The organism is Ulvibacterium marinum (assembly GCF_003626755.1).
Classification (GTDB): domain Bacteria; phylum Bacteroidota; class Bacteroidia; order Flavobacteriales; family Flavobacteriaceae; genus Ulvibacterium; species Ulvibacterium marinum.
The window spans coordinates 1,222,461-1,244,749 of the sequence record NZ_RBCJ01000002.1 but is presented as its reverse complement, the minus strand read 5'-3'; the positions used below and the strand labels follow the sequence as shown (position 1 = coordinate 1,244,749).

Sequence of the window (22,289 nt, the reverse complement as noted above, 5' to 3'; positions counted from 1 at the left end):
ATGGAACGAAGAAGTGTATTGAACACAAACATTTTCGTGTCCCTGCTTTTGGCAGGGACACTCTTTTTGGCCTGTAAGGAAAAGTCGATTGATACGGGAGAAGTTTCAAAAATCCAGCAACCCAACATCATCTATATTCTAGCGGATGACCTGGGCTATGCGGAAATAGGTGCCTATGGCCAGGAGAAAATAGAAACTCCAAATATCGATGCCTTGGCCAAAGAAGGTATGTTGTTTACGCAACACTACACTAGTGCGCCTGTATGTGCCCCGGCGCGTTATATGCTAATGACCGGAAAGCATGCCGGGCATGCTTATATTCGGAGCAATTCGGAATGGGGAGAAAGGGGTGACGTTTGGAACTATATGGCCATGGCAAAGGATTCTACTTTGGAAGGTCAGGGACCTATGCCTACAAATACAGTCACTTTGGGACATCGCTTAAAGCAAGCCGGATATGCCACGGGCATGGTTGGCAAATGGGGACTCGGTGCTCCCCATACATCGTCCATTCCCAATACAATGGGATTCGATTTTTTCTATGGCTATAATTGTCAACGTCAGGCCCATACCTATTATCCCCTGCATTTATACAAGAATACAAATCGGGTACATTTGGCCAATGATACCATCGCTCCCAATACCCCTTTTCCTGAAGGAGCCGATCCAAAAGACATGGCAAGTTATGCGGATTTTACCTTAACGGATTATGCACCGGATTTGATGTTCAAAGAGCTTACCCAGTTTGTAGAAGGCCATAAGGAAACACCTTTCTTTTTGTATTGGGCGACCCCTATTCCACATGTTGCGCTCCAAGCTCCACAACGTTGGGTAGATTATTATATTGAAAAATTCGGAGAAGAGAAACCCTACCTTTCGGGCGGGGAAAACCGTTATTTTTCACATAAAAATCCACATGCGGCCTACGCGGCAATGGTTTCTTACTTGGATGAGAATATCGGAAAACTGGTACAACAATTGAAAGATGAGGGCATTTACGAAAATACACTTATTGTATTCACTTCAGATAATGGCCCTAGCTATGCAGGAGGTGCCGATCCGGAACATTTTGATAGTGCCAAACCCTTTGATGGCACCTATGGAAGAGGGAAGGGATTTTTGTATGAAGGTGGAATTAGAGTGCCCATGATCGCCGTTTGGCCTGGAAAAATAAAGGCTGGTAGTAGAAGCGATCATATTTCGGCACATTATGATATGGTAGCTACCCTTGCCCAAGTAGCAGGTTATGAAAAGCCTCAGGATACGGATGGAATAAGCATGTTGCCCACTTTAATGAGCGAAGATGAACAAGAACCACATGAATTTCTATATTGGGAATTTCCCAGTTACGGTGGACAAATTGCGCTAAGGATGGGCGATTGGAAGGTAGTACGCCGTAACTTGCTCAATAACGATGCCCCCACCTTGGAGCTTTATGATTTAAAGGAGGATCCCACGGAAACGAAAAACATGGCTGATGCACATCCAGAGGTATTGAAGAAGGCCGCAGAAATCTTTGATAGGGAACGGGAATCCCCGGAATTGGAACATTTTAAGATACCTCTAGTTCAGAATGGGTTACTGACGGAAAAATAGCTTTACCTTTGTTGCTCCTTAATTTTTATCCACAATGAAATTCATCCCAAAACTACTTTTTTTATTGTCAATAATCTTTTTTATAACCCAATGCAAAGAAGAGAAGAAAGAAGTTCCTGAGGCTAAGATATCTGCAGAGATAACCGAAAAATCTGAAGTTGTTGTAGATACAGCGGATATCCTTGTTAAAAAACCTGATAATCTTAAAACACCTAAAGGAATGGTTTGGATTCCCGGGGGCATTTTCACCCAAGGAGCCGTCCCACAAGATCAAACGGCCATGGGTCACGAAAAACCGGCACATAAGGTAGCAGTAGATGGATTCTTTATGGATATTACAGAAGTGACCAATAGGGAGTTCAAGGAATTTGTTGAAGAGACCGGGTATGTCACTGTGGCCGAGCGGGAAATAGATTGGGAAGAAATGAAAAAGCAGTTGCCCGAAGGTACCCCCAAACCCCATGATAGCATAATGCAACCTGGATCTTTAACCTTTAAAAAAGCCAAAAGTTCAGTGCCCAATCTATACGATTTTTCCCAATGGTGGCAATGGACCATAGGGGCCAATTGGAAGCACCCCAATGGACCGGAAAGTTCTATTAAGGGCAAGGACAATCATCCGGTAGTACAGGTTGCCTATGAAGATGCCGTAGCCTATTGTGAATGGGCCGGAAGGCGTTTGCCTACAGAGGCCGAATGGGAAAGGGCTGCTAGGGGCAACAAGGAAAGTACTATTTATTTTTGGGGCGACGACCTTTCCGTACTTTCTCAAATGGCGAATACCTGGGAGGGAGAATTTCCCGTAAACAATACCCTTATAGATGGTTTTGAGCTACGTGCACTTGTTAAATCCTATCCACCCAATGATTTCAATCTCTATGATATTGCGGGCAATGTTTGGGAATGGACAAGCGACTGGTACAACACCGATTATTATAGTGAAATTGGCTCCAAAGGCGCTATCCTGAGGAATCCCAAAGGCGCGGAAACCCCTTATAATGAAAGAGATCCCTATGCCAAGGAAAAAGTGATGAAAGGCGGTTCGTTCTTGTGTAGCGAATCGTATTGTGCCAGCTATCGCATATCCTCTCGAATGGCGACTAGTTTGGACTCCTCGTTGGAGCATTTGGGTTTTAGAACGGTTGCTACTGCAGATATGTTACTAGGAAAAGAAAACTGATCAAGAGAAGAATTATGGAATTTATTACGGGTTTCACTCCCGAATTGACCGTGAAGTCACCGGGACGAATTAATCTTATCGGAGAACATACGGATTACAATCTGGGTTATGTACTTCCGACCGCAATAGAAAACCAAATAACATTTAAGTTGCGAAAGAACGGATCGGTAAACAAGTGTAATTTGTATAGCCTTACCTACAATACCGGTTTTACCTTGGATTTGAACAAGATTTCAAGAAGTGAGATTGAGTGGGAGAATTACATCTTAGGTGTTCTTAACGAAATTTCAAAGTTGACGGATGGGGTTAAAGGGTTTGATTGTACGTTGGAGAGCAACCTTCCTACGGGATCTGGCCTAAGTTCTTCGGCAGCCTTGGAATGTGGGCTGGCTTTCGGATTAAATGAATTGTTTGGTTTGGGGCTTTCCAAAATGGACATGGTAAAATTGTCCCAAATCGCAGAGCATACCTATGTAGGTACCCAATGTGGAATTATGGATCAATTCGCATCGGTTATGAGCAAGGAAGGGCACGTGATCCTTTTGGATTGTAAATCTTTGGAATACGATTATGTTCCCATTGATATCCGCCCGTACAGAATTATACTTCTCAACACAAAAGTTTCCCATAATTTGGCTTCCAGCGAATACAACACGCGAAAGCAGGAATGTCAGGAAGGGGTAGATATCATAAAGCAAAAGCATCCTGAGATAAGCTCGCTTCGCGATGTTACTTTGGATATGTTGATGCCTTTTAAGGCTGAAATGAGCCAAACCGTTTTTAATCGATGTTCCTTTATTATCGAGGAAAATGAACGTGTTCTTGCCATGACGGAAGCACTCAAGTCCGATAGGTTAAAGGAGGCAGGGGATTTACTTTATGAGGCTCATGGGGGAATTAGCAAATTGTATGAGGTGAGCTGTCCGGAATCCGATTTTTTGGTCGATTTCTCCAAAGGCTATGACACCGTTCTCGGAGCTAGACAAACTGGTGGTGGATTTGGAGGATGTACCCTTAATTTAGTTCATGAAGCAGGCATCGATGAATTTGTAACCGCTGCCACCAAAGCATACAAAAATGCTTTTGCCATTGATTTGGAAGCTTTTGAGGTAAGGCCCAGCGGAGGAACTTCCGTTGTAGTTTGATCCATAGTTTTAAATGCATGGGGTATGTGCTTTCAATCCATGAGATATTGAAATTTTCAGACTTAAGGATTATTAGGAATTCGGCTCCTCAGCCTTCGAACGATATCTTGCTTCTTAAATCGGGACGATGTGTTGCAACTAAAACCCTGTGTACCTGATATAGAATCGCCATATCACTTTTTAAAAGCCATTCTATGATTGCCTCGTTGTTACTCATACAATCTTGATAAGGTTTTTCAAATAAGCCTATGTATTTGATTTTTACTTTTTGAAATTAACGGAAGTTCACTGTACCTCTCCAATTTTTTGGCCAAATATTTCTTGATTCTGCTAAAGGTAGATACGTATGGCTAGTAATGATATGATTAAAATCAGTTTTAAACCGGCCAAAGTCTATAAATAATTAGTCTTAATGATCTGAATCATTGTAACGAATCTTTGCCCTCATTTACTTTGCACAAAAATGGAATGATGTGGGTTATTGTCCTATTTACACTTCTTTTTTTATTGATAATCAGTTTGTTATTTGTTCCAATAGAATTGTATGTCGATACCATCACTAATGAATATTATTTTCGGTTAAGAGGCTTGATCAGGGCGGATATAGAAGGGCATGAAAAAGAACTTATACGGATACGGCTAAACCTCATTTTTGGAAATTTTTATTTCTATCCTCTTAGAACGATAGGACTTTCCCAAAAAGGAAAGACAAAAAAGAATGTGAGAAAGAAGAAAGGGAAAAGAATGGGGATTGGAAAAGTGATACGTCTATTGAAAACCTTTACTATAAAGAGGCTGATCATAGATATGGATACCGGAGATAGTCTTTTGAATGCAAAATTGTATCCGGTATTTACTTTCTTGAACCATACTATGGGGCGGTTTTCCATCAATTTCCAGGGTAGGAACCATTTGGTACTGTACATTCAAAACAGGCCTTTGAATATTATTAAATCATTTGTTAACCTTTAAAAAATACAACTATGGAGTTACATTTTGAAGAATTATTAGGAAAGATTACGGACTTTATAAAGTCCGAAGCAAAGACGGAAACCGTTGTCGGTGAACAATTTGAATTAGGGGCATTTAAATGTGTACCGGTCATAAAAGTAGGCATGGGGTTTGGTTCCGGTGGTGGTGAAAGCACCGAACCCAAAACAGGAAAAGGACAAGGCGCGGGTGCTGGTGCAGGCGTAGGAATTGAACCTATTGGTTTTTTGGTAAGTAAGAGAGAGGAGATTTCCTTTCTTGCTGCCGGGAAGACCCAAGGCCTTGCCGCTGTTTTTGAAAAGGTACCGGACTTGATCGAAAAGATTGCCCAAAACCGGAACAGGGAAGCCGCAGAAGTTTAGATCAATTCTAATCTTAACGATAGAACCGGGCAAGACCAATCTTTTAAAAGGGTTTGCTCGGTTCTTGTTTGCTCTAATCATTAAGCCAATTGCCTCTTACATTTTTTAATGAGTTTTAATGCCCAATCGTAGTGGCTGGAAGTCGCTGAAATAAAATAGGCGCCCAAAGAAGTGGAGCCTGTCCAGGGATAATGCTTTTTTTTAAAGAGTTCTTCTTCCGTATGCTGCGCGATGATTTCTTGGAGGTTTTCGAAGGATTCCTCAAGAGAATCCTTTACTACTTTTAGGTCAACATTGCTATAGGTATCCTGTATTTTCCGATTGAGTTCCGGCACGGTTTTCCAAGTATATCCCTTGCTGGGCATGTCGGGCTTAAAACCTGACATACCTACTTTGTACCATTCCAGCATCATCAGGTGCCAATGATGAAGATGCGCCAGCACATCCCTAATATTTCGGTTTAAATACCCCGGCGGGAATTCGTTTTCCAGTTCCTCCCTAGGTAGCTCTCTAACAAAATTCAATAGGCTCCTGTAGTTGGCTTCGCCTAATTCTACGAGTTCCTTTTTAGTTTTGGGTCTTGGCATAATGTTTCATTTTAGGACAGAATCGATTAAGAATATTCGAAAAGCGATCTATCGGTCCATTGGGAAACATAAAAATAGATTCCAAAATAGTAGGGATAAATGACTTTTGTCATTATTCTATTCTATGAACAGATTATTTCCATTCTGGATATAAAAAATACTAGTAAGATGAAAAATATGGATATTGTACGGGTCAACGCAGTAGTATTTGAAAGAGAGGCAGCAAAGCTATCGAAATACTTAAAGGATTTTTTAAATGTTTTCTGGATAACCTGATCAAAGTCATTTCAATTGTATTTGCTTCAAATTATTTTTGGGCATTAAATAGGAAAATTTCCAAATAGTTAAAAGGATACGGTAATCGGGAGTATTCCAAGGTATTGTAAATAGCATATACGTTTCAGCGATGGAAGTATGTACGGTATTACGACCTGCGTCCATGAATACTTACGATACTGTAATAAAGACCGGGATGCTTGCCGTACCCCGGTCTTTTGATTAATGTATTCTATTGATCCCGGAATAAATTCTATCGTTAAAGCGGAAATGCAATGAAGGTGTATCATAAGAATGCGATGGAAGTTCAGTACTCTTTTTGTTTATCGATATATGGTCTGTTTGCCCCGGTTCGTTTAGACTGGATTTGAAATACTGATTTTTATCATGATTTAAATCGAGCCATAGCTCTAGCTTTAGGGTAACTATAAATTTGATTTGTAATGACTATTGATGTTCAATTTATCCAAATGCCTACTAGTGAGGCCATGGAAGCACTTGTTTCCAAAAAGTTAAATACACTTGCCAGAAAATATGACTGGATTATTAGAGCCCAAGTCCAGTTTAAACAAGAAAAAAACCCTACTGGAAAAGGAAAGATTTGTGAAATGGAGCTCAGTGCCCCGGGCCCCAGGATTTTTGCAAAATCCAATGAGGACGACTTTGAAAAGGCAGCTGCTTCCACCATTAAGGAATTGGAAAAGCAATTGAGCAAGAGAAAATCCACTTTTCAGAAACATTAGCAAGTATACACTGTATTTTCAATGATTAAAATAGATGAATAGGATTCTGGTACCCATAGATTTTTCGGAATGTTCCGCCTATGCATTGGAGGTGGCCGCCACTTTGGCCAAGGATTCGGGAGCGAGTATTCTTTTACTACATATGTTGGGATTATCGGAAGCTATCCTTACCAAGAATGAGGCACAGGAGTTTATGGAAGCCAAGTATTATATGATGCTTGCCAAAAAAAGGTTTGCCGAGTTTTTGGACAAGGATTATCTCAAGGGTCTCAAAGTGACTGAGATGGTGCAGAACTATAAGATTTTTGAGGAGCTGAATAAGGTTGCCCTTGAGCAAAAGGCCGATTTAATCGTAATGGGCTCACATGGGACAGGTGGTTTGGGAAAGTTTTTTGTAGGTTCCAATACGGAAAAGGTAGTACGGACTTCGAATGTTCCCGTTCTTGTTATTAAGGAGCGTATTCCAGATTTTAAAGTGGACAAGGTCGTTTTTGCCTGTGATTTTAGGATAGAGGGTGTGCCAGCCTACCACAAGGCCCTGCAAATGTTCGGGCCTTGGAACGCACAGGTCCATCTGGTATACATAAACTTGCCCCATGTCCATTTTAAAAGTACGGATGAAATAGCTCAAGAAAAGGATTCGTTTTTACGTGTGGCGCATCACGGGGATGTTCCCAGCCATATACATGTAAAACATAGGAACGATTACAGTACGGAAGAAGGTCTGTATAATTATGCCGAGGAATGTGGTGCGGACTTGATTGCCATTCCTACCCATGGTCGCAGGGGTCTGTCCCATTTTTTTCAGGGAAGTATAGGGGAGGATTTGGCCAATAGAGCCCGATTGCCGGTAATGACCTTTAAAATCTAAAATATATTTTTGGGTTTATTCCTGCTTCAGCAACATTTTCAATTTAGAAAGGAGAACAAGTTCGGACTTATTGGCGCCTGCAAAGGAAATAGCAATGGTCCTGGCGGTTTTATAGATTTGTTCGCGTATTTTTTTTGTAAACAAGGAACGATGTTCCTTGAAGAAATATTTGAATTCCATGAAGTACGTATCACCATCTGATTGTTCGTTTTGTAACCAATCAAATACAATTTCAATTTGATATGCGGCATCGGTTCCAAATTCATCCTCTACGTCGTCTACATCTAACCATTGTTCGCGTACAGCTTCCCGTAGTGCTGTCACTTCCCTAGGCCTTACATTTTTGTCCGCCATGGCAACGGCATAGAAAAGTTTGCCCAAGTTTTGATACATTTCGTTCTGAATATTTTCCTGATATGACATAGAATCCAATTTTAGAAATGAATGTAATGGTTGCAACTATTTTTTCAAGAATTCGATGAAATTAAAAAAAATGTTTGCAATTTTCCAATTTCAGTTTTTGTACCCAAGCCTTAGTTTTCACAGAGGTCGTTTCATACTTTTGAATATATGTGGTTTAAATTATTTGATAAACAATTCTTTTGAAATGATAAATATCAGCCAGATTCATTTTTTATTTGTCTTGATTTGTGGTAAACATATACTGTGATGGAGAAAGGGAAAAGTATGGCAGTTTGGGGCATAGATATTGGAGGTACCTATACCAAAGTAGGCCTGGTTACCAAAGAAGGCAAAATTTTGGCTTCCAAAGAGTTTAGAACGGGCGCGAAGGAGCCTTTTTCTGTTTTTATGGAAAACCTGGAGCAGGAAATCGAAAGCCTAAAATCTCAAGTTAAGGAATTACCGGAAATCGTGGCCATAGGGGTAGGCGCTCCTAATGCCAATTCCCTTACCGGGAATATAGAATACCCGCCCAACCTCAAATGGGGCGATATTATTCCCTTGGTGAAGTCTGTAGAAAAGGTTTTTGATTTGCCGGTTACCATTGCCAATGATGCCAATGCTGCAGCATTGGGCCATTTACAATTTGGTCCGGCCAAGGGGATGAAGAATTTTGTGGCACTTACCTTGGGGACAGGGTTAGGAAGCGGTATTATCATAAACGGCAAACTTTTATTGGGAGCACATGCCATGGCCGCGGAACTAGGCCATGTAAATGTGGATCCCAATGGTAGACATTGTAATTGCGGTTTACAGGGCTGCTTGGAGACCTACGCCTCGGTAACCGGGATAAAGCGAACCGTTTTTGAACTTCTGGCCGATATGACCGAGGATTCGCCATTACGGGGGGTCAGTTTTGACGAAATGACCGGGATAATGATTGCGGATGCGGCCCTGGAAGGGGATCCTGTGGCCTTGGAAGCTTTTGAACGGACTGGCTTTACCCTGGGCAATAAGATGGCGGACATAGCCGCTCATCTGGATCCCGAGGCGATAATCCTATCCGGGGGACTTAGCAAAGCAGGGGATATTCTATTAAATCCTACCATTGCCAGCATGGAACATAACCTTTTTAACGCCTACCGAAACAAAATAAAGGTGTTGATCTATAATGCACCCAGTACACATTCCGTTTTAGGACCGGCAGCACTGGCGTTGTTATAGTGTTAGTAAAAGATTAGCGTTGTAACAAATGCTCTAAATGTTCACTATCCAGAACATGTTCCGTTAATGTAAACACTTTTTTTCTGTTTTCCCGTACACCTTTTATAAATTGGGAAATATGGTCTTCCAATTCTTCGTGTTCGGTGCGGAACTCATGGGCATCATTCTTAAATGGCTCGTCCATGATATTGGCCAAATGGGAAAGATGTTCCTTAATCTTGCTCAAAAGATCATTGCAGGTTTTTGAATCACCTAAGATACCTTGTCCTAGATTCCTTACGGCATCGAGATTTTCCTCTTTGGTAATCCAGATAAAGTACCGCTGTAATAGTTTATGCAGAAATTTTAAATCATCCTTGTAAAAAAGTAGGTCGGATTTCCAGTGCTCCGTTAATACATAGAGTTCCTGCCAATTGGTATTTTGTATATAATCACCTTTTGGTCTGCTTCGAAAATTTCCCATGGTCTTGTTTTTTGAATTATTTAAAAGTAGGGAAGATAGTATAGGATTAATATGACTTTTGTCAGGATGCACATCATGATTTCCCTAGACCTACTCTTTATTTTTTTACATTTAGCGTATGGTTCATCCAAAGTACAAACGATATTTTAGGCAAACTTTGGCTTTTGGACTCATATGGTTGACTTTTGGGCTGATTTATGCTCTTTTGGAAAAGGGTATTTTGGGCAGACTAATTGAATATCCAAGTACGGGAGTGGCGTATGATTTTCAAAACGCCTTGATTTATATTGGTGTGGGCAGTTTTTTTGGTGGCCTCGTGCAAGGATGGATTGAGGTTACTTGGTTAAGAAAACGTTTTGCAAAGAATAGGTTTTGGGTGAAGATTTTATTCAAAAGTGTTTTCTATCTTCTATTCCTAATTTTATTCTTGATTTTATTGTCATTAATAACCAATGCACGTCGCCTTGGGATACCTATTTACGACCCAATAGCTTTGGAAAATGTATCTCAGTTTGTTGGGGATTTCGCATTTTGGAGCGTGATTATCTATGCGGGTGCGGCTTTGGATGTTGCCCTATTTTATTCAGAGGTAAATGCCTATTTGGGCAATGGAGCTATTTATAATTATTCCTTGGGGAAGTATCATAAACCCAGGGAAGAAAAAAGGATCTTCATGTTTTTGGATATGAAATCCTCTACATTCATTGCGGAGCAGTTGGGACATCTGGAATATTTTACCCTCCTAAAAATGTACTATGCAGATATGACAAATCCCATTTTGGAGACTCTGGGGGAAATCTATCAATATGTCGGCGATGAAATAGTAGTATCCTGGTCATTAAAGAATGGATCGTACAATAACAACTGTTTGGAGTGTTTTCGAAAAATAGACAACAGATTCAAAGAAAGAAGCGCCTATTATAGAAAGCGGTTTGGTGTAGTCCCTGGTTTTAAGGCGGGCTATCATATTGGGAAGGTTACGGTTGGGGAAATCGGGATTATTAAAAAAGACATCATTTACACGGGAGACACATTGAATACAACCGCTCGCATTCAGGAAGAATGTAATACCTACAATGCAAAAACCTTGGTTTCAAATGATTTGATAAAAGTATTGCCCAAAAGTGATGCTTTTTTGTTTACCAAAATCGGTAGTTTGATTTTGAAAGGAAAAACGAAGGCCATTCAACTGTTCCGTATGGATTTTAATTTACCCCCTTCCAAGGGCTAGGGAACCGCTACGTCAATAGTCTGTGGAAACCTTACGAACTTAAAATCCGGCCATCTCCCATTTCAATGATTCTGTCCGTTTTTTCGGCAAAATCAGTATCATGGGTAACTATCAACAAGGATAAATTACGTTCTTGGGCCAATGCCTTGAAGATATCCATTACATTTTCGGAATTATGACTATCCAGGTTCCCCGTAGGCTCATCGCCCATAATAATGGCCGGGTCATTGATCAAGGCCCGTGCTATTGCAACGCGTTGTTTTTGACCTCCTGAGATACGGGAAGCCAGCTTTTTGGCCTGGTCATCAATATGGAGCAATTTCAATTTTTCCATGGCATCATGCTCTATTTCCTGCAAGGATTTCAACCCTAACTTTTTGGCGGGCAACATTACATTCTCCAATACGGTAAATTCGGATAGGAGGTAGTGGAACTGGAAAACAAAACCGATATTCTGATTACGGATCTTGGCCAAATCCTCATGATGTTTGCCCGTTATTTTTTTTCCGTTCAAAAAAAGTTCTCCTTCATAATCTGTATCCATAGTGGATAGGATGTAGAGCAAGGTGGATTTTCCGCAACCGGATTTTCCCATGATGGAGACGAACTCCCCATTTTTAATACCAAAACTAATATCCTTAAGCACATGGAACAAAACAGGTTCCCTAAAATATTTGTTGATCTCCCTTGCCTCCAAAATATTCTCTATCCCCATAGCTACTGTCCTCTTATAATTTCAACAGGATCTATTTTTTGGGCCTTTCTTGCCGGAAGATACCCGGCCAAGAATGTGGATACCATGGCAAAGGTGATTCCGATGATGTAGTACCCTGGATTATAATTTACGGGGAAGGTCTTTATGGTCGGCAATGCCTCTGTCTCAAACGGTAAATTATCAATGACCACGGATATTCCATAGCCAATTAGCAGTCCTAAAATACCGCCTACCAGACCTATAAGTATTGCTTGGCTGATAAAAATATATTTTACGTCCCTACCGGAAAAGCCTGTAGCCTTTAAGATGGCAATATCGTTCATCTTCTCATAAATAAGCATATTCAGAATATTGTAGATTCCAAATCCCGCTACGATGAGGAGTGTAATGGAGACGGCGTAGGTAATAAGGTTTCGAATGGAAGTACCTGTTTCAAATTGGGCATTGGCCGTTTTAATGTCTACCGCGGTTAGATCAAACTGTTTTTCAATCTGTTTGGCCATGGGAACAGCATCTTCAATGTCATGTAATTTTACATTAATGTCCGTAAAATAATTTCTAGGTTCCCCAAGAATGCGCTGCGTTGTCTTAAGATTGGCAAAACTTTGCACATTATCCAACTCGGCAAGGCCGCTTTGATAAATGCCTACAATCTTTAAAGGGAAAAGATCGCCCCGGACGGTACTTATCTGAACGGTATTGCCAACGTCCAGGGACATTTTTTTGGCCACCCCGGCACCAATGAGAATTCCGTTGTCCAAATTATCCAAGGCTTCCGGACTTCCCTTTACCACATATTGTCCAAAGTTAAAAAGCCGTACCTCTTCTAGAACATCGATACCCACAAGATTTCCTCCCAATTCAATAGAACCTGAGATATAGAACATTTGGGCCTGTAATTGGGGGATGGCTCCCTTTACTCTGGAATCATTATTGAGCTGGTCCATAAGGGGTAGGGCATTATGGATTTTTCTTTGGGTGAGTTTGGGTTTTATAGATCGTACCTTGGTAAAACTATTTTTTATTTTTTCATAGAGATCTACCGGTTGTTTTTCTGATGGTTTTATCTCATTGTAAATGTGTACATGTGGGGTGCGGTCCAAAATTAAACCGTCCAAAAGCCCATTAAGACCGGTCATGAAACTGACCAAAATGATAAATGTCCCTATACCAAAGGTAACTCCCAATGCAGCAATGGCCGTTTGTTTAATTCGAGTAAGCAAATGCGTCCGGGATATGCTCAATATGACCCTCCAATTGATCATGGTTCGGGTTTATAGATTTTGGTATGCTCATCAATACCGGATAGAATTTCTACCTTTTTCAAATTTCGAATACCAAGGATTACCTCTTGTAGACCATCATCCGTCATAATCATATTGTCGTCTGTAAGATATTCCAGAGGGATGGTTAGAACATTTTCTTTTTGGGCAACAATGATATTGGCCTCACCTGCCAGCCCGGGGTACAGTACTTGGGGCATCTGGTTAAAAACCGCATCTACCTTAAAGGTTTGGGTACGCTCATCCTTTTGAGGATAAATCTTGTCTATTTTGCCCTCAAAGACCGTATTGGAGTAGGCGTCCAGGGTAATCAATACGTTTTGCCCCTTTTTTAGTGCTACAATATCCACCTCGTCCACTAAAAGTTCCACAATGAAAACGGCCGACTTGCCCATGCTGGCCAATGGCTGTTGGGCCGTAATGATTTCTCCTTCGTTTTTATGAATGGCATAAATCTTTCCATTGATTTTGCTGGTTATGGTAAAATCTCCGGTATTTACAATAGCGGTTTGGTAATTATTTTTTGCCTGTTGCATCCGCGTTTGTAAGTCATTTTTTGTACGCGCATAACTGTTTTGCAGTACTTGAAGATTGTTATGGGAACTTTCATACTGGAGTTTCCTGTTATCGTACTCGGCATTTGAGCCGATCTGTTGCTCCCAAAGGCGTTTTTGACGCATGAAATTTATGGAGTCATTATGAAATTTTAGTTTTGCCGTATGCAGTTCTTTTTCAAGCCCATCAAGTACCGCCGCATTTCCGCTGAACTCCTCTTGTGCCAATTGCAAGTTCAACCTCGCATTTTCTCGATTGAGTTCGGGCATCTTATTGAAGATTTGGAATAAGGGTTGCCCCTTGGAAACGGTATCACCTTCTTCTACCAACTGTTTGTCCAAAATACCGGTTACGGAGGAATACACTTCATAGAGACTGTCCGGCTGAACCAGGGCGGAGGCATAGACCGACTCTACCAAGGTAGTTTTTTCAGGAGTAATCCCCTCGTCATTATGGTTACAGGAAACAATAAGAAATGCTAGTAAAGGAATCAAAAATCGTGTTCGCATAACATACCTTAAGGGCTTAAAATTACGAAACTTGAAGGTGTATTTGTTAAAAGCGGAATTATACGGTGATAAAAAGTGAATAAACATGATATTTGTCATCTTTTACATCTTTGTGGAAGCATAGATTAGCCTATAAAACTGAATGCAATGAAGGAGTTGGTATTGACCTTTAGGGAAAGGGTATCTAAAAATAGCGTGCTTTTGGCCTGTATAGGCATTCTTTATTTATGGTTTGGGATGTTAAAATTCTTTCCTGGAGTGAGTCCGGCCGAAACCATAGCCATGGATACCATCCATGAACTGACCTTGGGTCTTATGCGCCCAGATATATCCTTGATTCTTTTGGCCATTTGGGAAACGGGTCTGGGCCTTCTTTTGATTTTTGGTTTATTGAATAGGTTTGCCATAACACTGGCATTGGTTCATATGATACTTACTTTTACTCCTTTTTTATTTTTTCCGGAGCTTACATTTACCAAAGCTCCTTTTGGTCTTACACTTTTAGGACAATATATCATGAAGAATATTGTCTTTTTGGGTCTTTTGGTTTTTTTGTTGGATAAGGAGCGTAAAAAGAAAAAAGAAATATAATCAAAGGATTACAGGGACCACCCTATTGTTTTAAACTTTCCACTAATTCCTTTGTAATATATTGAATTTCCTTTTTTGTAGTATTGAAACCCAAAGTAAAATCTTGAAGTTTTTCTTGTAACCCTAAATGTGTTTGTCGGGTAAAACCATGCTCAGTATCCTTTTCATTTATGGCCAGAGCTAATTGGTGCCTATGTTCCCTGGTATTGGCCAAAAGTTTACTGCAGGTATATTTTAAATCTTGAAAGCGCATGACCTCTTCCCGAATTTCATCCAAGTTCTGATATTGGACCAAATCTTCAAAATAACGATCTAAAAGCTTTTGAAGAAACTGTAATTCATCCTCATAAAATGTCAGATGGTTAACCCAATTATCGGTCTCCCAGTATAGTTTTTGCCAATCCATAGTATTGCTTTTAATCCATTTTAAGTAGTGAAATGATGAACTAAATTAAGTAGGAATTCAAGTTTCAAAAATGATTTTCGTCATACCATTTTCGTATTATTTTGTTGAACTTTTGCATTTCAGAAAAATATAGGGCAACATTGGTTCCAACGGCACAGATTCAATGGTAAAAGCAGTTTTGGCAGATGTGTTAAAAGTTATACGATTTGAAGGACTTTATATCGTTGCACAAACGGTAAACATTTAACTTTGTAGTATGCGGGTCTTCGATAAAAACAGTAACATCTTTAGATTGCTTTCAGAATCAATCTCACAGGGCATTCTTGTGGTAAACGAGCAGCAGGAGATCGTTGCTTCCAACCAACGTTCCGATCAACTTTTTGGATATGATAAGGATGAGCTTTTAGGCCAACAATTATCTATTCTCATTCCAAGCGCCCAAAGGGAAAAACACAAGAAATTAGCAGAGGATGTTTATTGGGAAGATATTGGAATACGGGAAATGAAGGGAAGGAATTTATCGGGACTTCACAAAAATGGAGAACAAATTCCCTTGCAAGTAGGATTGAGTCCTTTTTCCCTTTACGGAAATAAATATGTACTCACCTTGATTGAAGATCTTTCCGAGATCAAGGAAAAGGATAACCAGATATATGAGCTGAATACACAACTGGAAAAGAAAATACGGCTACGTACCCAAGAGCTAAGGGACACAGTGGCCATACTTAAAAGGGAAGTGAAAAGAAGGAAAGAGGCCGAGGACAAAATAAAGGATGCCCTACAGCGCGAAAGGGAACTGAACGACCTTAAGACCAAATTCCTTTCCTTGGTATCTCATGAATTCAAAACGCCCTTAAGCGGTATCCTCACAGCGGCTACCTTGGTTGGAAAATACAATACGGAAGAGGGACAAGGAAAAAGGGAGAAACATCTAAAAACCATAATCGGGGAAGTACGAAGGCTCAATACCATTTTGACCGACTTTCTTTCCATAGAACGTCTGGAGCAGGGCAAGGAAGTATACCGATTAGCGGATTTTTCTTTAAGCAAGGTAGTGAATGAGGTGATTTATGATGCCAATATGATCCTTAAGGACGGTCAAAAAATAAACTATCCACAAAATATCGATGATACCATAATTAATCAGGATGAAAGAATCGTAGGGCTGGCACTTACCAATCTTTTGCACAATGCCATAAAATATTCCTCCGAGGATACCGAAATAGACTTCCGTGTAAACCTTTCAGAAAACAAAATTACGTTTCATATCAAGGATCAAGGTATTGGTATTCCCGAAGCCGATCAAAAGCACATTTTTGATAGATATTTCAGGGCAGAGAATGTGTTGTTAACCCAAGGTACGGGTATTGGCCTAAATATTATAAAGGCCCATATAGAAAACCTTGGTGGCAGCATTTACTTTAAAAGTAAGGAGAATACCGGAAGTGTCTTTACCATGGAACTTCCTTTGGCAAGGACCTAACATAAGCCTTCACCGCTTTTAATGGACCGTATGAAATAAAGACCCTAAAAACCAAAATTTGTGATGTCAAAAAAAGTACTATTGATAGAAGATGATACCGTTCTTAGGGAAAATACCGCCGAGCTTCTAGAACTATCCAATTATGAAGTAATTACGGCCTCCAATGGTAAAAAAGGAGTGACCATGGCCAAAAAACATCTTCCGGACGTTATTATTTGTGACATCATGATGCCGGAATTGGATGGCTATGGAGTTTTGGAGAGTTTATTTGATAATGACATTACAAAATCCATCCCCTTTATTTTCCTTTCCGCTAAGACAGAACGCAAAGACATAAGACAAGGGATGGAATTGGGTGCTGACGACTATTTGACCAAACCTTATGAGGAGTCCGAACTGATAGGGGCAATCGAAAGTAGATTGGCCAAGGTTGAGATTCTTCGGGAGTCCAGCAAAAAGGATAGAGCGGACATGCAATTATTCGAGGACGGCATTAGAAACCTGAATGGACTAAAGAATTATATTTATGATGAAGGCGAAGAATTTTCCCATGCACAAGGGGAGATAATCTATAATGAGGGGAATAACTCCAATTGGGTGTACTTGGTGCTTTCTGGTATTGTGAAGACTCATAAATTGGACGAGCGCGGCAAGGAACTTATAACCGGAATCTACAAACCGGATGATTTTTTTGGTTTCACCTGCTTTACGGATAACATTCCTTATAACGAGTATGCCACCGCCATAGAAAATACCATGGTGGCCGGTATTCCAAAACAGCGGTTGAAACAGATCTTGGAGGAAAACCATAAACTGGTCTTGGAGTTGGTTAGATTGCTGGCCGAGAATCTTTCGGATATAAAGGAACAATTGCTACAAATGGCCTACGGATCGGTCCGTAAGAAGACCGCGCACACTATATTAAAGTTTGATGAAAAACTTCAAAAGGACGGTGAGGGCAATATCCATATTTTACGAAGCGACCTTGCAGGAGTAGCCGGTATGGCTACTGAAACCCTAATTAGAACGCTTTCCGATTTTAAAAAAGAAGGTTTGATATCCATTGAGGATAGAAATATTAGAATACTCGATAAAGAAAGACTTTGTCGCATCTCTTAAAAAAACAGTTTTAGGGGTTTCATGATCTAAATCATTTTTTGGAAGGTTGGGCTAAAGTAGCTTTACGGTAAACTACAAAAACGGACCAATCATGTTACAGGTTTTACTACCCACTGATTTTTCCGAGAATTCTTGGAATGCCATAGTATACGGCCTTGAATTACTGAAAAAATCCAAATGTACTTTTTACCTTTTGCATATTAATCCCGTACCACCCTATTCCGGGGCCGGAAGCTCTGTTCGTGCATCCCCCAAACTTCTTGAGGAGACCATATTAAAAGATAGCCGAAAGAATTTACAATTGCTATTGAATCGTATTGAGAATCGTTTTGTAAATCAAGGGCACACTTTTGTTACGATTGCTTTGTATGATTTTTTTGTGGATAGCATTAAGAGACAAGTAGAGCAGAAAAAGATAGACCTGATCATTATGGGCACCAAAGGGGCCTCTGGTCTAAAAAAGGTGACTGTCGGAAGTAATACGGGGGATGTTATCACCAAGGTAAAATGTCCTTTGCTTGCCGTACCCGAGAATGCAACCTATAAGACCCCAAAGGAAATAGTCTTTCCTACCGACTATCACTTGGGTTATGATTTAAAGGTATTGGACACTCTGATCGGGATGGTGAATACACACGAATCGGTCCTAAGAATACTACATATTTCCAGGAAAGGCGAACAATTGAACGAGGAGCAACTTAAAAATAAGGAGTTTCTTGACGATTACCTAAAAGATGTAGAACATACCTTCCATTCACTTACAGGAACAAAGTTAGAAACTGCCGTACAATGTTTTTCCGAGAGCAGGGATACGGATGTTGTGGCCATGGTGGCCAAAAACTTGAACTTTTTTCAGCGAATCCTTTTTAAACCAAGAATCGAGGAAATTAGCTATCATACGGAAATCCCTTTTTTGGTATTACATGAATAATAGGCCTAAGGTATCTCAAACTGACCAAAATCATGGTTTTTAGGTGTTGGCAAATTTAATTTTGCTAACAAACAGTTATCATGAGAAAGATTTTGGTTCCTACGGACTTTTCCGAAAATGCATTTAATGCGCTTAAATATGCCTGCAGTGTTTTTAAGTATGAAAAAAGTGAAATTTTCATTGTGCATGCCTATGCAGATGAAGTCTATGAAAAGGAAACGTCCATAAAGCGCAGTTTTTTGGAGAAGCTGAAAGAGACTACCCTAAAGCATTCCGAAGAATACTTAAAAAGCATTCTTTTAAAGATAAAGACCAATTTCCCCAATCCTAAGCACAGTTATAAAACCATTTCGGCTTTCGGATCGTTAACGGATGAAGTCAACGATCTTGTAAATAGGGAAGACATGGATATTGTGGTCATGGGGACACGCGGGGAAACCAATGATCGCAAAATTATCTTTGGTACAAATACCCTACAGGTACTCAAATATGTCAGTTGCCCTGTTCTGGCCATTCCAGAGGGTTACGAGTATCAGGCACCCAAGGAAGTACTCTTTCCTACGGATTATATGGTACCCTACAAAAGAAGGGAGCTCAAATTGTTGTGCGAAATCACGGGCTCCTTCAGGTCTACCATACATCTGCTATACATTAATCCTGTTAAAAAGCTATCGCTACGTCAAGAGGACAACCAACAATTTCTTAAAGGATGTCTCTCCAAGGCCAAATTAATGTTTGAGACCGTTTCTGAGAAGGACAAGACCATGGCCATTACAAAATACATTGTACATAAGGATATTGACATGCTAGTATTGGTGAATTCCAGACATTCTTATCTGGAAGATATACTATACCAATCCACTATAGATAGAATAGGGTTGCACATAAAGATTCCGTTTATGGTAATGCAAAATCTTTTTAGGTAATCCTTACTAGTATAAAAGGATATGAGCATGATTATGATCGAAAGAAGTGAATAGGAATCCAAGAATTTGAACATTTAAAGAATACTGTTATGAAACGAATTATATTGCCAACGGATTTTTCGGATAATGCCTATAACGCCATACAATATGCCCTTAAACTATTTAAGGAAAAGGAATGTGCTTTTTATCTATTGCACACCTACACCCCCGCAATTTATCATTCGGAATATATGTTGCATAGTCCGGGCCAGATCGGTCTTGGTGATTTGTACCAGACCGATACCATGGTTCAATTGGAGGAATTAAAGGACCGGATTCATAGGGAGTTTAAAAATCCGAAGCATACTTTTTTTCTACACTCCGCCTTCAATACCTTGGTGGATGAGATTTTGGACACTATTGAAAATGAAAAAGCCGATTTGGTCATTATGGGCACACAGGGCGCAACAGGAGCTAAAGAAATTTTAATAGGCACCAATTCGGTGCATGTGATCAAGAAAGCAACATGTCCCGTAATCCTCGTACCTTCAAGCTTTGAATATGAGAAGCCAAAAGAGATTTTGTTCCCTACCGATTATGAGGTGGATTATCAACAAGAGCATTTACAGGAGCTAGTAGCTATCGCTCGGGAGCATATGAGTAGAATAGAAGTGCTACATGTATCACAAGGTTTGGATTTGAACGAGGAACAACTGACCCATAAAAAAAAGCTGGATACTATTTTGGCCGATGTCGCACATTTGTTCCATGACCTGCCACAGCAACAGATAATTACAGCTATCAACAATTTTCAGCTTAAAATGAGGAAGAATCTTTTGGTGATGATCCAGAACAAGCACACTTTTTTAGAGCGTTTATTTATTGAGCCCATCATCAAAAAAATTGGTTTTCATGTTACCATTCCGTTCATGGTAATACCACCCTACAAAAAAAATGAAAAATGAAAAACATCCTGGTCCTTACCGATTTTTCGGATAATGCATACAATGCATTGTTTTATGTTTCCAAACTTTTTAATCAAAACGAATGTAGCTTTTTTCTATTGAATGCCTATGAGGAAAGATCTTCCCAGGCGGGCAAACCCTTAAATGGGGAAGAGGAAGTAGTTACCTTGGCGAAAAGAAGGTCTAAGGAAGGTTTGGAGAGTGTCTTTCACAAAATAAACCTGGACAACCCCAATCCAAAGCATCGGTACCAAAAGCTTTCTAAAAATATGGATTTGATGACCGCCGTAAAGAAAGCTATACAGGAGTTTAAGATAGATTTATTGGTTTTGGGTAATAAAGGAATTACCAGTCTGGTTTCTGTTTTTTGGGGGAGCACCACTATTAAGGTTATGACCAGTATCAAGGAATGTCCCATTTTGGCCGTTCCCGCCGATAAGGAATTTACAACTCCCTCTGAGATTGCCTTTGCCACTAATTATAAAAGGACTTTTGACGCTGAGGTTATGGCGCCGGTACGTTTTATGACTTCCCTATGCGGTGCTGCCGTAAGAATAGTTCATATAAACGAAGAGAAACGCCTAAGTAAGTTTCAGGAATCGAATCTAAATACACTAATAACCTATCTAAAACCTATGGAGCATACCTTACATTGGATGCCCAACTTCACAAGTAAAACAAAAGCTATACAGGTGTTTCTAGACGAATTGAATATTGGAATGTTGGCAATGGTCAACTACGAACATAGCTTTTTGGAACTTCTATTGCGAGAGCCGGTCATTCAAAGAATGACGTTCCATATCACGATTCCGTTTTTGGTAATCCCAAGTGACTGATTCAAATCATAGGAGATTCTTTGTTCCGTCTTTAATTTTATGGAAACCATAAAAAAGATGCTATGGACAAAAGAATTTTGCTACCTACAGACTTTTCCAAGAATGCCCTGAACGCCATCAGATATGCTTTAGGCCTATACGGAAATCAACGTTGTGATATTTGTTTTTTGAATGCCTATCAAGTGCACGGGTACTCCATTGACAGTATGATGGTTCCAGAGCCTGGAGAAAAGTTTTATGAAGCTGCAAGGAAAAAATCTGAAGAAGGATTTGAAAAACTGATGGAAATCTTAAAACTACATGGGAAAAATGAAAATCATACCTACCATACGATTTCGACCTATAATTCCCTGCTCTACGCCATAAAAAATACCATTGCCAAAAAAGATATAGATATTGTGATTATGGGTACAAAAGGAGCCACCGGCTCCGACACCATTTTATTTGGCACCAACACCGTGGATGTAATGGAGAAGATAACGGAATGTCCCGTGATGGCCATACCAGAGCATACTACATTCGTTTTACCTAAAGAAATTGTTTTTCCCACGGATTATGTCACTGGTTTTAAGCGCAGGGAGTTAAATCATCTTAAGGAAATTTCAAAGTTGTACGGTTCCTTTATTAGGGTATTGCACATAAAGGAAGATGCAGAGCTCAGTCGCATTCAAGAGAGCAATAAAATTCTACTGGAAGCTATATTGGAAGACGTAAACCACAGTTTTCATGTGCTCAATGATATCAAGGTGCATAAGGGAATAGCTGCTTTTATAGAAAGTAGGGGTAGTGATATGATCGCCTTTGTAAATAGAAAACATCGTTTTTTTGGTAGTATGCTCTCAAAACCTTTGGTGAAACAGTTGGGCTACCATTCCCGTATTCCGGTCCTAGCCCTGAACGATTACTCATAAAATTGGTGCG

25 protein-coding genes are annotated in these 22,289 nt (G+C 40.0%); 18 read left to right on the top strand and 7 right to left on the bottom strand.

Annotation, left to right across the window (positions count from 1 at the left end; all coding sequences use genetic code 11):
* The 5 genes from D7Z94_RS12730 (at position 1) to D7Z94_RS12710 (ending at position 5,273) form a co-directional block, all read left to right on the top strand.
* Positions 1-1,596 carry an arylsulfatase gene (locus D7Z94_RS12730; protein WP_120711904.1) on the top strand — a complete coding sequence of 532 codons (1,596 nt, stop codon included), beginning with the start codon at positions 1-3 and terminating at the stop codon, positions 1,594-1,596.
* Between the two features lie 34 nt (positions 1,597-1,630).
* Positions 1,631-2,776, top strand: coding sequence for a formylglycine-generating enzyme family protein (locus D7Z94_RS12725; protein WP_120711903.1), 1,146 nt, complete (start codon positions 1,631-1,633; stop codon positions 2,774-2,776).
* Between the two features lie 14 nt (positions 2,777-2,790).
* Positions 2,791-3,921 carry a galactokinase gene (gene galK, locus D7Z94_RS12720; protein ID WP_120711902.1) on the top strand — a complete coding sequence of 377 codons (1,131 nt, stop codon included), beginning with the start codon at positions 2,791-2,793 and terminating at the stop codon, positions 3,919-3,921.
* A 471-nt stretch (positions 3,922-4,392) separates the two neighbouring features.
* Positions 4,393-4,893, top strand: coding sequence for a hypothetical protein (locus tag D7Z94_RS12715; protein WP_120711901.1), 501 nt, complete (start codon positions 4,393-4,395; stop codon positions 4,891-4,893).
* An 11-nt stretch (positions 4,894-4,904) separates the two neighbouring features.
* Entirely contained in the window at positions 4,905-5,273 is a 369-nt protein-coding gene (locus tag D7Z94_RS12710) for a GerW family sporulation protein (protein WP_120711900.1), read from the top strand.
* A gap of 80 nt (positions 5,274-5,353) precedes the next feature.
* On the opposite strand, the gene D7Z94_RS12705 is transcribed toward D7Z94_RS12710, so the two are convergent.
* Positions 5,354-5,860, bottom strand: coding sequence for a ClbS/DfsB family four-helix bundle protein (locus tag D7Z94_RS12705; RefSeq protein WP_120711899.1), 507 nt, complete (start codon positions 5,858-5,860; stop codon positions 5,354-5,356).
* Between the two features lie 99 nt (positions 5,861-5,959).
* Between D7Z94_RS12705 and D7Z94_RS25655 the strand changes: the two genes are divergently transcribed.
* From D7Z94_RS25655 to D7Z94_RS12695, 3 genes are all read left to right on the top strand, one after another.
* Complete coding sequence (locus tag D7Z94_RS25655; RefSeq protein ID WP_158594631.1) at positions 5,960-6,136, top strand: hypothetical protein; 177 nt, start codon at positions 5,960-5,962, stop codon at positions 6,134-6,136.
* 443 nt (positions 6,137-6,579) lie between these two features.
* On the top strand, positions 6,580-6,879 hold the full coding sequence (gene hpf / locus D7Z94_RS12700; protein WP_120711898.1) for a ribosome hibernation-promoting factor, HPF/YfiA family: 300 nt from the start codon (positions 6,580-6,582) through the stop codon (positions 6,877-6,879).
* Between the two features lie 34 nt (positions 6,880-6,913).
* Entirely contained in the window at positions 6,914-7,750 is an 837-nt protein-coding gene (locus tag D7Z94_RS12695) for a universal stress protein (protein ID WP_120711897.1), read from the top strand.
* A 15-nt stretch (positions 7,751-7,765) separates the two neighbouring features.
* On the opposite strand, the gene D7Z94_RS12690 is transcribed toward D7Z94_RS12695, so the two are convergent.
* Positions 7,766-8,173 (bottom strand): hypothetical protein, encoded by a 408-nt coding sequence (locus tag D7Z94_RS12690; protein ID WP_120711896.1) that lies wholly within the window; start codon positions 8,171-8,173, stop codon positions 7,766-7,768.
* Between the two features lie 246 nt (positions 8,174-8,419).
* On the opposite strand from D7Z94_RS12690, the gene D7Z94_RS12680 reads away from it, so the two are divergent.
* Positions 8,420-9,376 carry an ROK family protein gene (locus D7Z94_RS12680; RefSeq protein ID WP_211341782.1) on the top strand — a complete coding sequence of 319 codons (957 nt, stop codon included), beginning with the start codon at positions 8,420-8,422 and terminating at the stop codon, positions 9,374-9,376.
* 13 nt (positions 9,377-9,389) lie between these two features.
* On the opposite strand, the gene D7Z94_RS12675 is transcribed toward D7Z94_RS12680, so the two are convergent.
* Positions 9,390-9,839: a hypothetical protein gene (locus D7Z94_RS12675; RefSeq protein ID WP_120711894.1), complete on the bottom strand. Its 450-nt coding sequence runs from the start codon at positions 9,837-9,839 to the stop codon at positions 9,390-9,392.
* Between the two features lie 118 nt (positions 9,840-9,957).
* On the opposite strand from D7Z94_RS12675, the gene D7Z94_RS12670 reads away from it, so the two are divergent.
* Complete coding sequence (locus D7Z94_RS12670; RefSeq protein WP_120711893.1) at positions 9,958-11,070, top strand: adenylate/guanylate cyclase domain-containing protein; 1,113 nt, start codon at positions 9,958-9,960, stop codon at positions 11,068-11,070.
* Positions 11,071-11,101: 31 nt separating this feature from the next.
* Here the strand turns inward: D7Z94_RS12670 and D7Z94_RS12665 are convergent, their stop codons facing one another.
* From D7Z94_RS12665 to D7Z94_RS12655, 3 genes are read right to left on the bottom strand one after another with little or no spacing between them, the layout of a single operon-like run.
* Positions 11,102-11,785, bottom strand: coding sequence for an ABC transporter ATP-binding protein (locus D7Z94_RS12665; RefSeq protein ID WP_394347433.1), 684 nt, complete (start codon positions 11,783-11,785; stop codon positions 11,102-11,104).
* Between the two features lie 2 nt (positions 11,786-11,787).
* Positions 11,788-13,050, bottom strand: a complete 1,263-nt coding sequence (locus D7Z94_RS12660) for an ABC transporter permease (RefSeq protein WP_120711892.1) — start codon at positions 13,048-13,050, stop codon at positions 11,788-11,790.
* Positions 13,047-14,132: an efflux RND transporter periplasmic adaptor subunit gene (locus D7Z94_RS12655; RefSeq protein WP_170158841.1), complete on the bottom strand. Its 1,086-nt coding sequence runs from the start codon at positions 14,130-14,132 to the stop codon at positions 13,047-13,049. The genes D7Z94_RS12660 and D7Z94_RS12655 overlap by 4 nt, the downstream gene beginning before the upstream one ends.
* Before the next feature lie 147 nt (positions 14,133-14,279).
* Here D7Z94_RS12655 and D7Z94_RS12650 point away from each other — a divergent pair, with 147 nt between their 5' ends.
* Complete coding sequence (locus tag D7Z94_RS12650; protein WP_245967189.1) at positions 14,280-14,723, top strand: DoxX family membrane protein; 444 nt, start codon at positions 14,280-14,282, stop codon at positions 14,721-14,723.
* 22 nt (positions 14,724-14,745) lie between these two features.
* Here the strand turns inward: D7Z94_RS12650 and D7Z94_RS12645 are convergent, their stop codons facing one another.
* Positions 14,746-15,129 (bottom strand): hypothetical protein, encoded by a 384-nt coding sequence (locus D7Z94_RS12645; RefSeq protein WP_120711891.1) that lies wholly within the window; start codon positions 15,127-15,129, stop codon positions 14,746-14,748.
* Between the two features lie 256 nt (positions 15,130-15,385).
* Here D7Z94_RS12645 and D7Z94_RS12640 point away from each other — a divergent pair, with 256 nt between their 5' ends.
* From D7Z94_RS12640 to D7Z94_RS12610, 7 genes are all read left to right on the top strand, one after another.
* Positions 15,386-16,612: a PAS domain-containing sensor histidine kinase gene (locus D7Z94_RS12640; RefSeq protein ID WP_120711890.1), complete on the top strand. Its 1,227-nt coding sequence runs from the start codon at positions 15,386-15,388 to the stop codon at positions 16,610-16,612.
* Positions 16,613-16,675: 63 nt separating this feature from the next.
* Entirely contained in the window at positions 16,676-17,731 is a 1,056-nt protein-coding gene (locus tag D7Z94_RS12635) for a response regulator (RefSeq protein WP_120711889.1), read from the top strand.
* 91 nt (positions 17,732-17,822) lie between these two features.
* The gene (locus D7Z94_RS12630) at positions 17,823-18,662 is read left to right on the top strand and encodes a universal stress protein (protein ID WP_120711888.1); all 840 of its coding nucleotides are present in this window, start codon (positions 17,823-17,825) and stop codon (positions 18,660-18,662) included.
* Between the two features lie 80 nt (positions 18,663-18,742).
* Positions 18,743-19,588 (top strand): universal stress protein, encoded by an 846-nt coding sequence (locus tag D7Z94_RS12625; RefSeq protein ID WP_120711887.1) that lies wholly within the window; start codon positions 18,743-18,745, stop codon positions 19,586-19,588.
* 89 nt (positions 19,589-19,677) lie between these two features.
* Complete coding sequence (locus tag D7Z94_RS12620; RefSeq protein WP_120711886.1) at positions 19,678-20,532, top strand: universal stress protein; 855 nt, start codon at positions 19,678-19,680, stop codon at positions 20,530-20,532.
* Positions 20,529-21,368 (top strand): universal stress protein, encoded by an 840-nt coding sequence (locus D7Z94_RS12615; protein ID WP_120711885.1) that lies wholly within the window; start codon positions 20,529-20,531, stop codon positions 21,366-21,368. Before D7Z94_RS12620 ends, D7Z94_RS12615 begins: the two co-directional genes overlap by 4 nt.
* Before the next feature lie 62 nt (positions 21,369-21,430).
* Positions 21,431-22,279 carry a universal stress protein gene (locus D7Z94_RS12610; RefSeq protein WP_120711884.1) on the top strand — a complete coding sequence of 283 codons (849 nt, stop codon included), beginning with the start codon at positions 21,431-21,433 and terminating at the stop codon, positions 22,277-22,279.
* Positions 22,280-22,289: the final 10 nt, after the last annotated feature.

Coding starts and splice junctions, on each gene's coding strand:
- D7Z94_RS12635 (WP_120711889.1), top strand. CDS start 16,676: ATGTCAAAAAAAGTACTATTGATAGAAGATGATACCGTTCTTAGGGAA.
- D7Z94_RS12665 (WP_394347433.1), bottom strand. CDS start 11,785: ATGGGGATAGAGAATATTTTGGAGGCAAGGGAGATCAACAAATATTTT.
- D7Z94_RS12630 (WP_120711888.1), top strand. CDS start 17,823: ATGTTACAGGTTTTACTACCCACTGATTTTTCCGAGAATTCTTGGAAT.
- D7Z94_RS12675 (WP_120711894.1), bottom strand. CDS start 9,839: ATGGGAAATTTTCGAAGCAGACCAAAAGGTGATTATATACAAAATACC.
- hpf (WP_120711898.1), top strand. CDS start 6,580: ATGACTATTGATGTTCAATTTATCCAAATGCCTACTAGTGAGGCCATG.
- D7Z94_RS12625 (WP_120711887.1), top strand. CDS start 18,743: ATGAGAAAGATTTTGGTTCCTACGGACTTTTCCGAAAATGCATTTAAT.
- D7Z94_RS12620 (WP_120711886.1), top strand. CDS start 19,678: ATGAAACGAATTATATTGCCAACGGATTTTTCGGATAATGCCTATAAC.
- D7Z94_RS12615 (WP_120711885.1), top strand. CDS start 20,529: ATGAAAAACATCCTGGTCCTTACCGATTTTTCGGATAATGCATACAAT.
- D7Z94_RS12725 (WP_120711903.1), top strand. CDS start 1,631: ATGAAATTCATCCCAAAACTACTTTTTTTATTGTCAATAATCTTTTTT.
- D7Z94_RS12660 (WP_120711892.1), bottom strand. CDS start 13,050: ATGATCAATTGGAGGGTCATATTGAGCATATCCCGGACGCATTTGCTT.
- D7Z94_RS12655 (WP_170158841.1), bottom strand. CDS start 14,132: ATGCGAACACGATTTTTGATTCCTTTACTAGCATTTCTTATTGTTTCC.
- D7Z94_RS12645 (WP_120711891.1), bottom strand. CDS start 15,129: ATGGATTGGCAAAAACTATACTGGGAGACCGATAATTGGGTTAACCAT.
- D7Z94_RS25655 (WP_158594631.1), top strand. CDS start 5,960: ATGACTTTTGTCATTATTCTATTCTATGAACAGATTATTTCCATTCTG.
- D7Z94_RS12610 (WP_120711884.1), top strand. CDS start 21,431: ATGGACAAAAGAATTTTGCTACCTACAGACTTTTCCAAGAATGCCCTG.
- galK (WP_120711902.1), top strand. CDS start 2,791: ATGGAATTTATTACGGGTTTCACTCCCGAATTGACCGTGAAGTCACCG.
- D7Z94_RS12710 (WP_120711900.1), top strand. CDS start 4,905: ATGGAGTTACATTTTGAAGAATTATTAGGAAAGATTACGGACTTTATA.
- D7Z94_RS12680 (WP_211341782.1), top strand. CDS start 8,420: ATGGAGAAAGGGAAAAGTATGGCAGTTTGGGGCATAGATATTGGAGGT.
- D7Z94_RS12715 (WP_120711901.1), top strand. CDS start 4,393: ATGTGGGTTATTGTCCTATTTACACTTCTTTTTTTATTGATAATCAGT.
- D7Z94_RS12640 (WP_120711890.1), top strand. CDS start 15,386: ATGCGGGTCTTCGATAAAAACAGTAACATCTTTAGATTGCTTTCAGAA.
- D7Z94_RS12670 (WP_120711893.1), top strand. CDS start 9,958: ATGGTTCATCCAAAGTACAAACGATATTTTAGGCAAACTTTGGCTTTT.
- D7Z94_RS12690 (WP_120711896.1), bottom strand. CDS start 8,173: ATGTCATATCAGGAAAATATTCAGAACGAAATGTATCAAAACTTGGGC.
- D7Z94_RS12650 (WP_245967189.1), top strand. CDS start 14,280: ATGAAGGAGTTGGTATTGACCTTTAGGGAAAGGGTATCTAAAAATAGC.
- D7Z94_RS12705 (WP_120711899.1), bottom strand. CDS start 5,860: ATGCCAAGACCCAAAACTAAAAAGGAACTCGTAGAATTAGGCGAAGCC.
- D7Z94_RS12730 (WP_120711904.1), top strand. CDS start 1: ATGGAACGAAGAAGTGTATTGAACACAAACATTTTCGTGTCCCTGCTT.
- D7Z94_RS12695 (WP_120711897.1), top strand. CDS start 6,914: ATGAATAGGATTCTGGTACCCATAGATTTTTCGGAATGTTCCGCCTAT.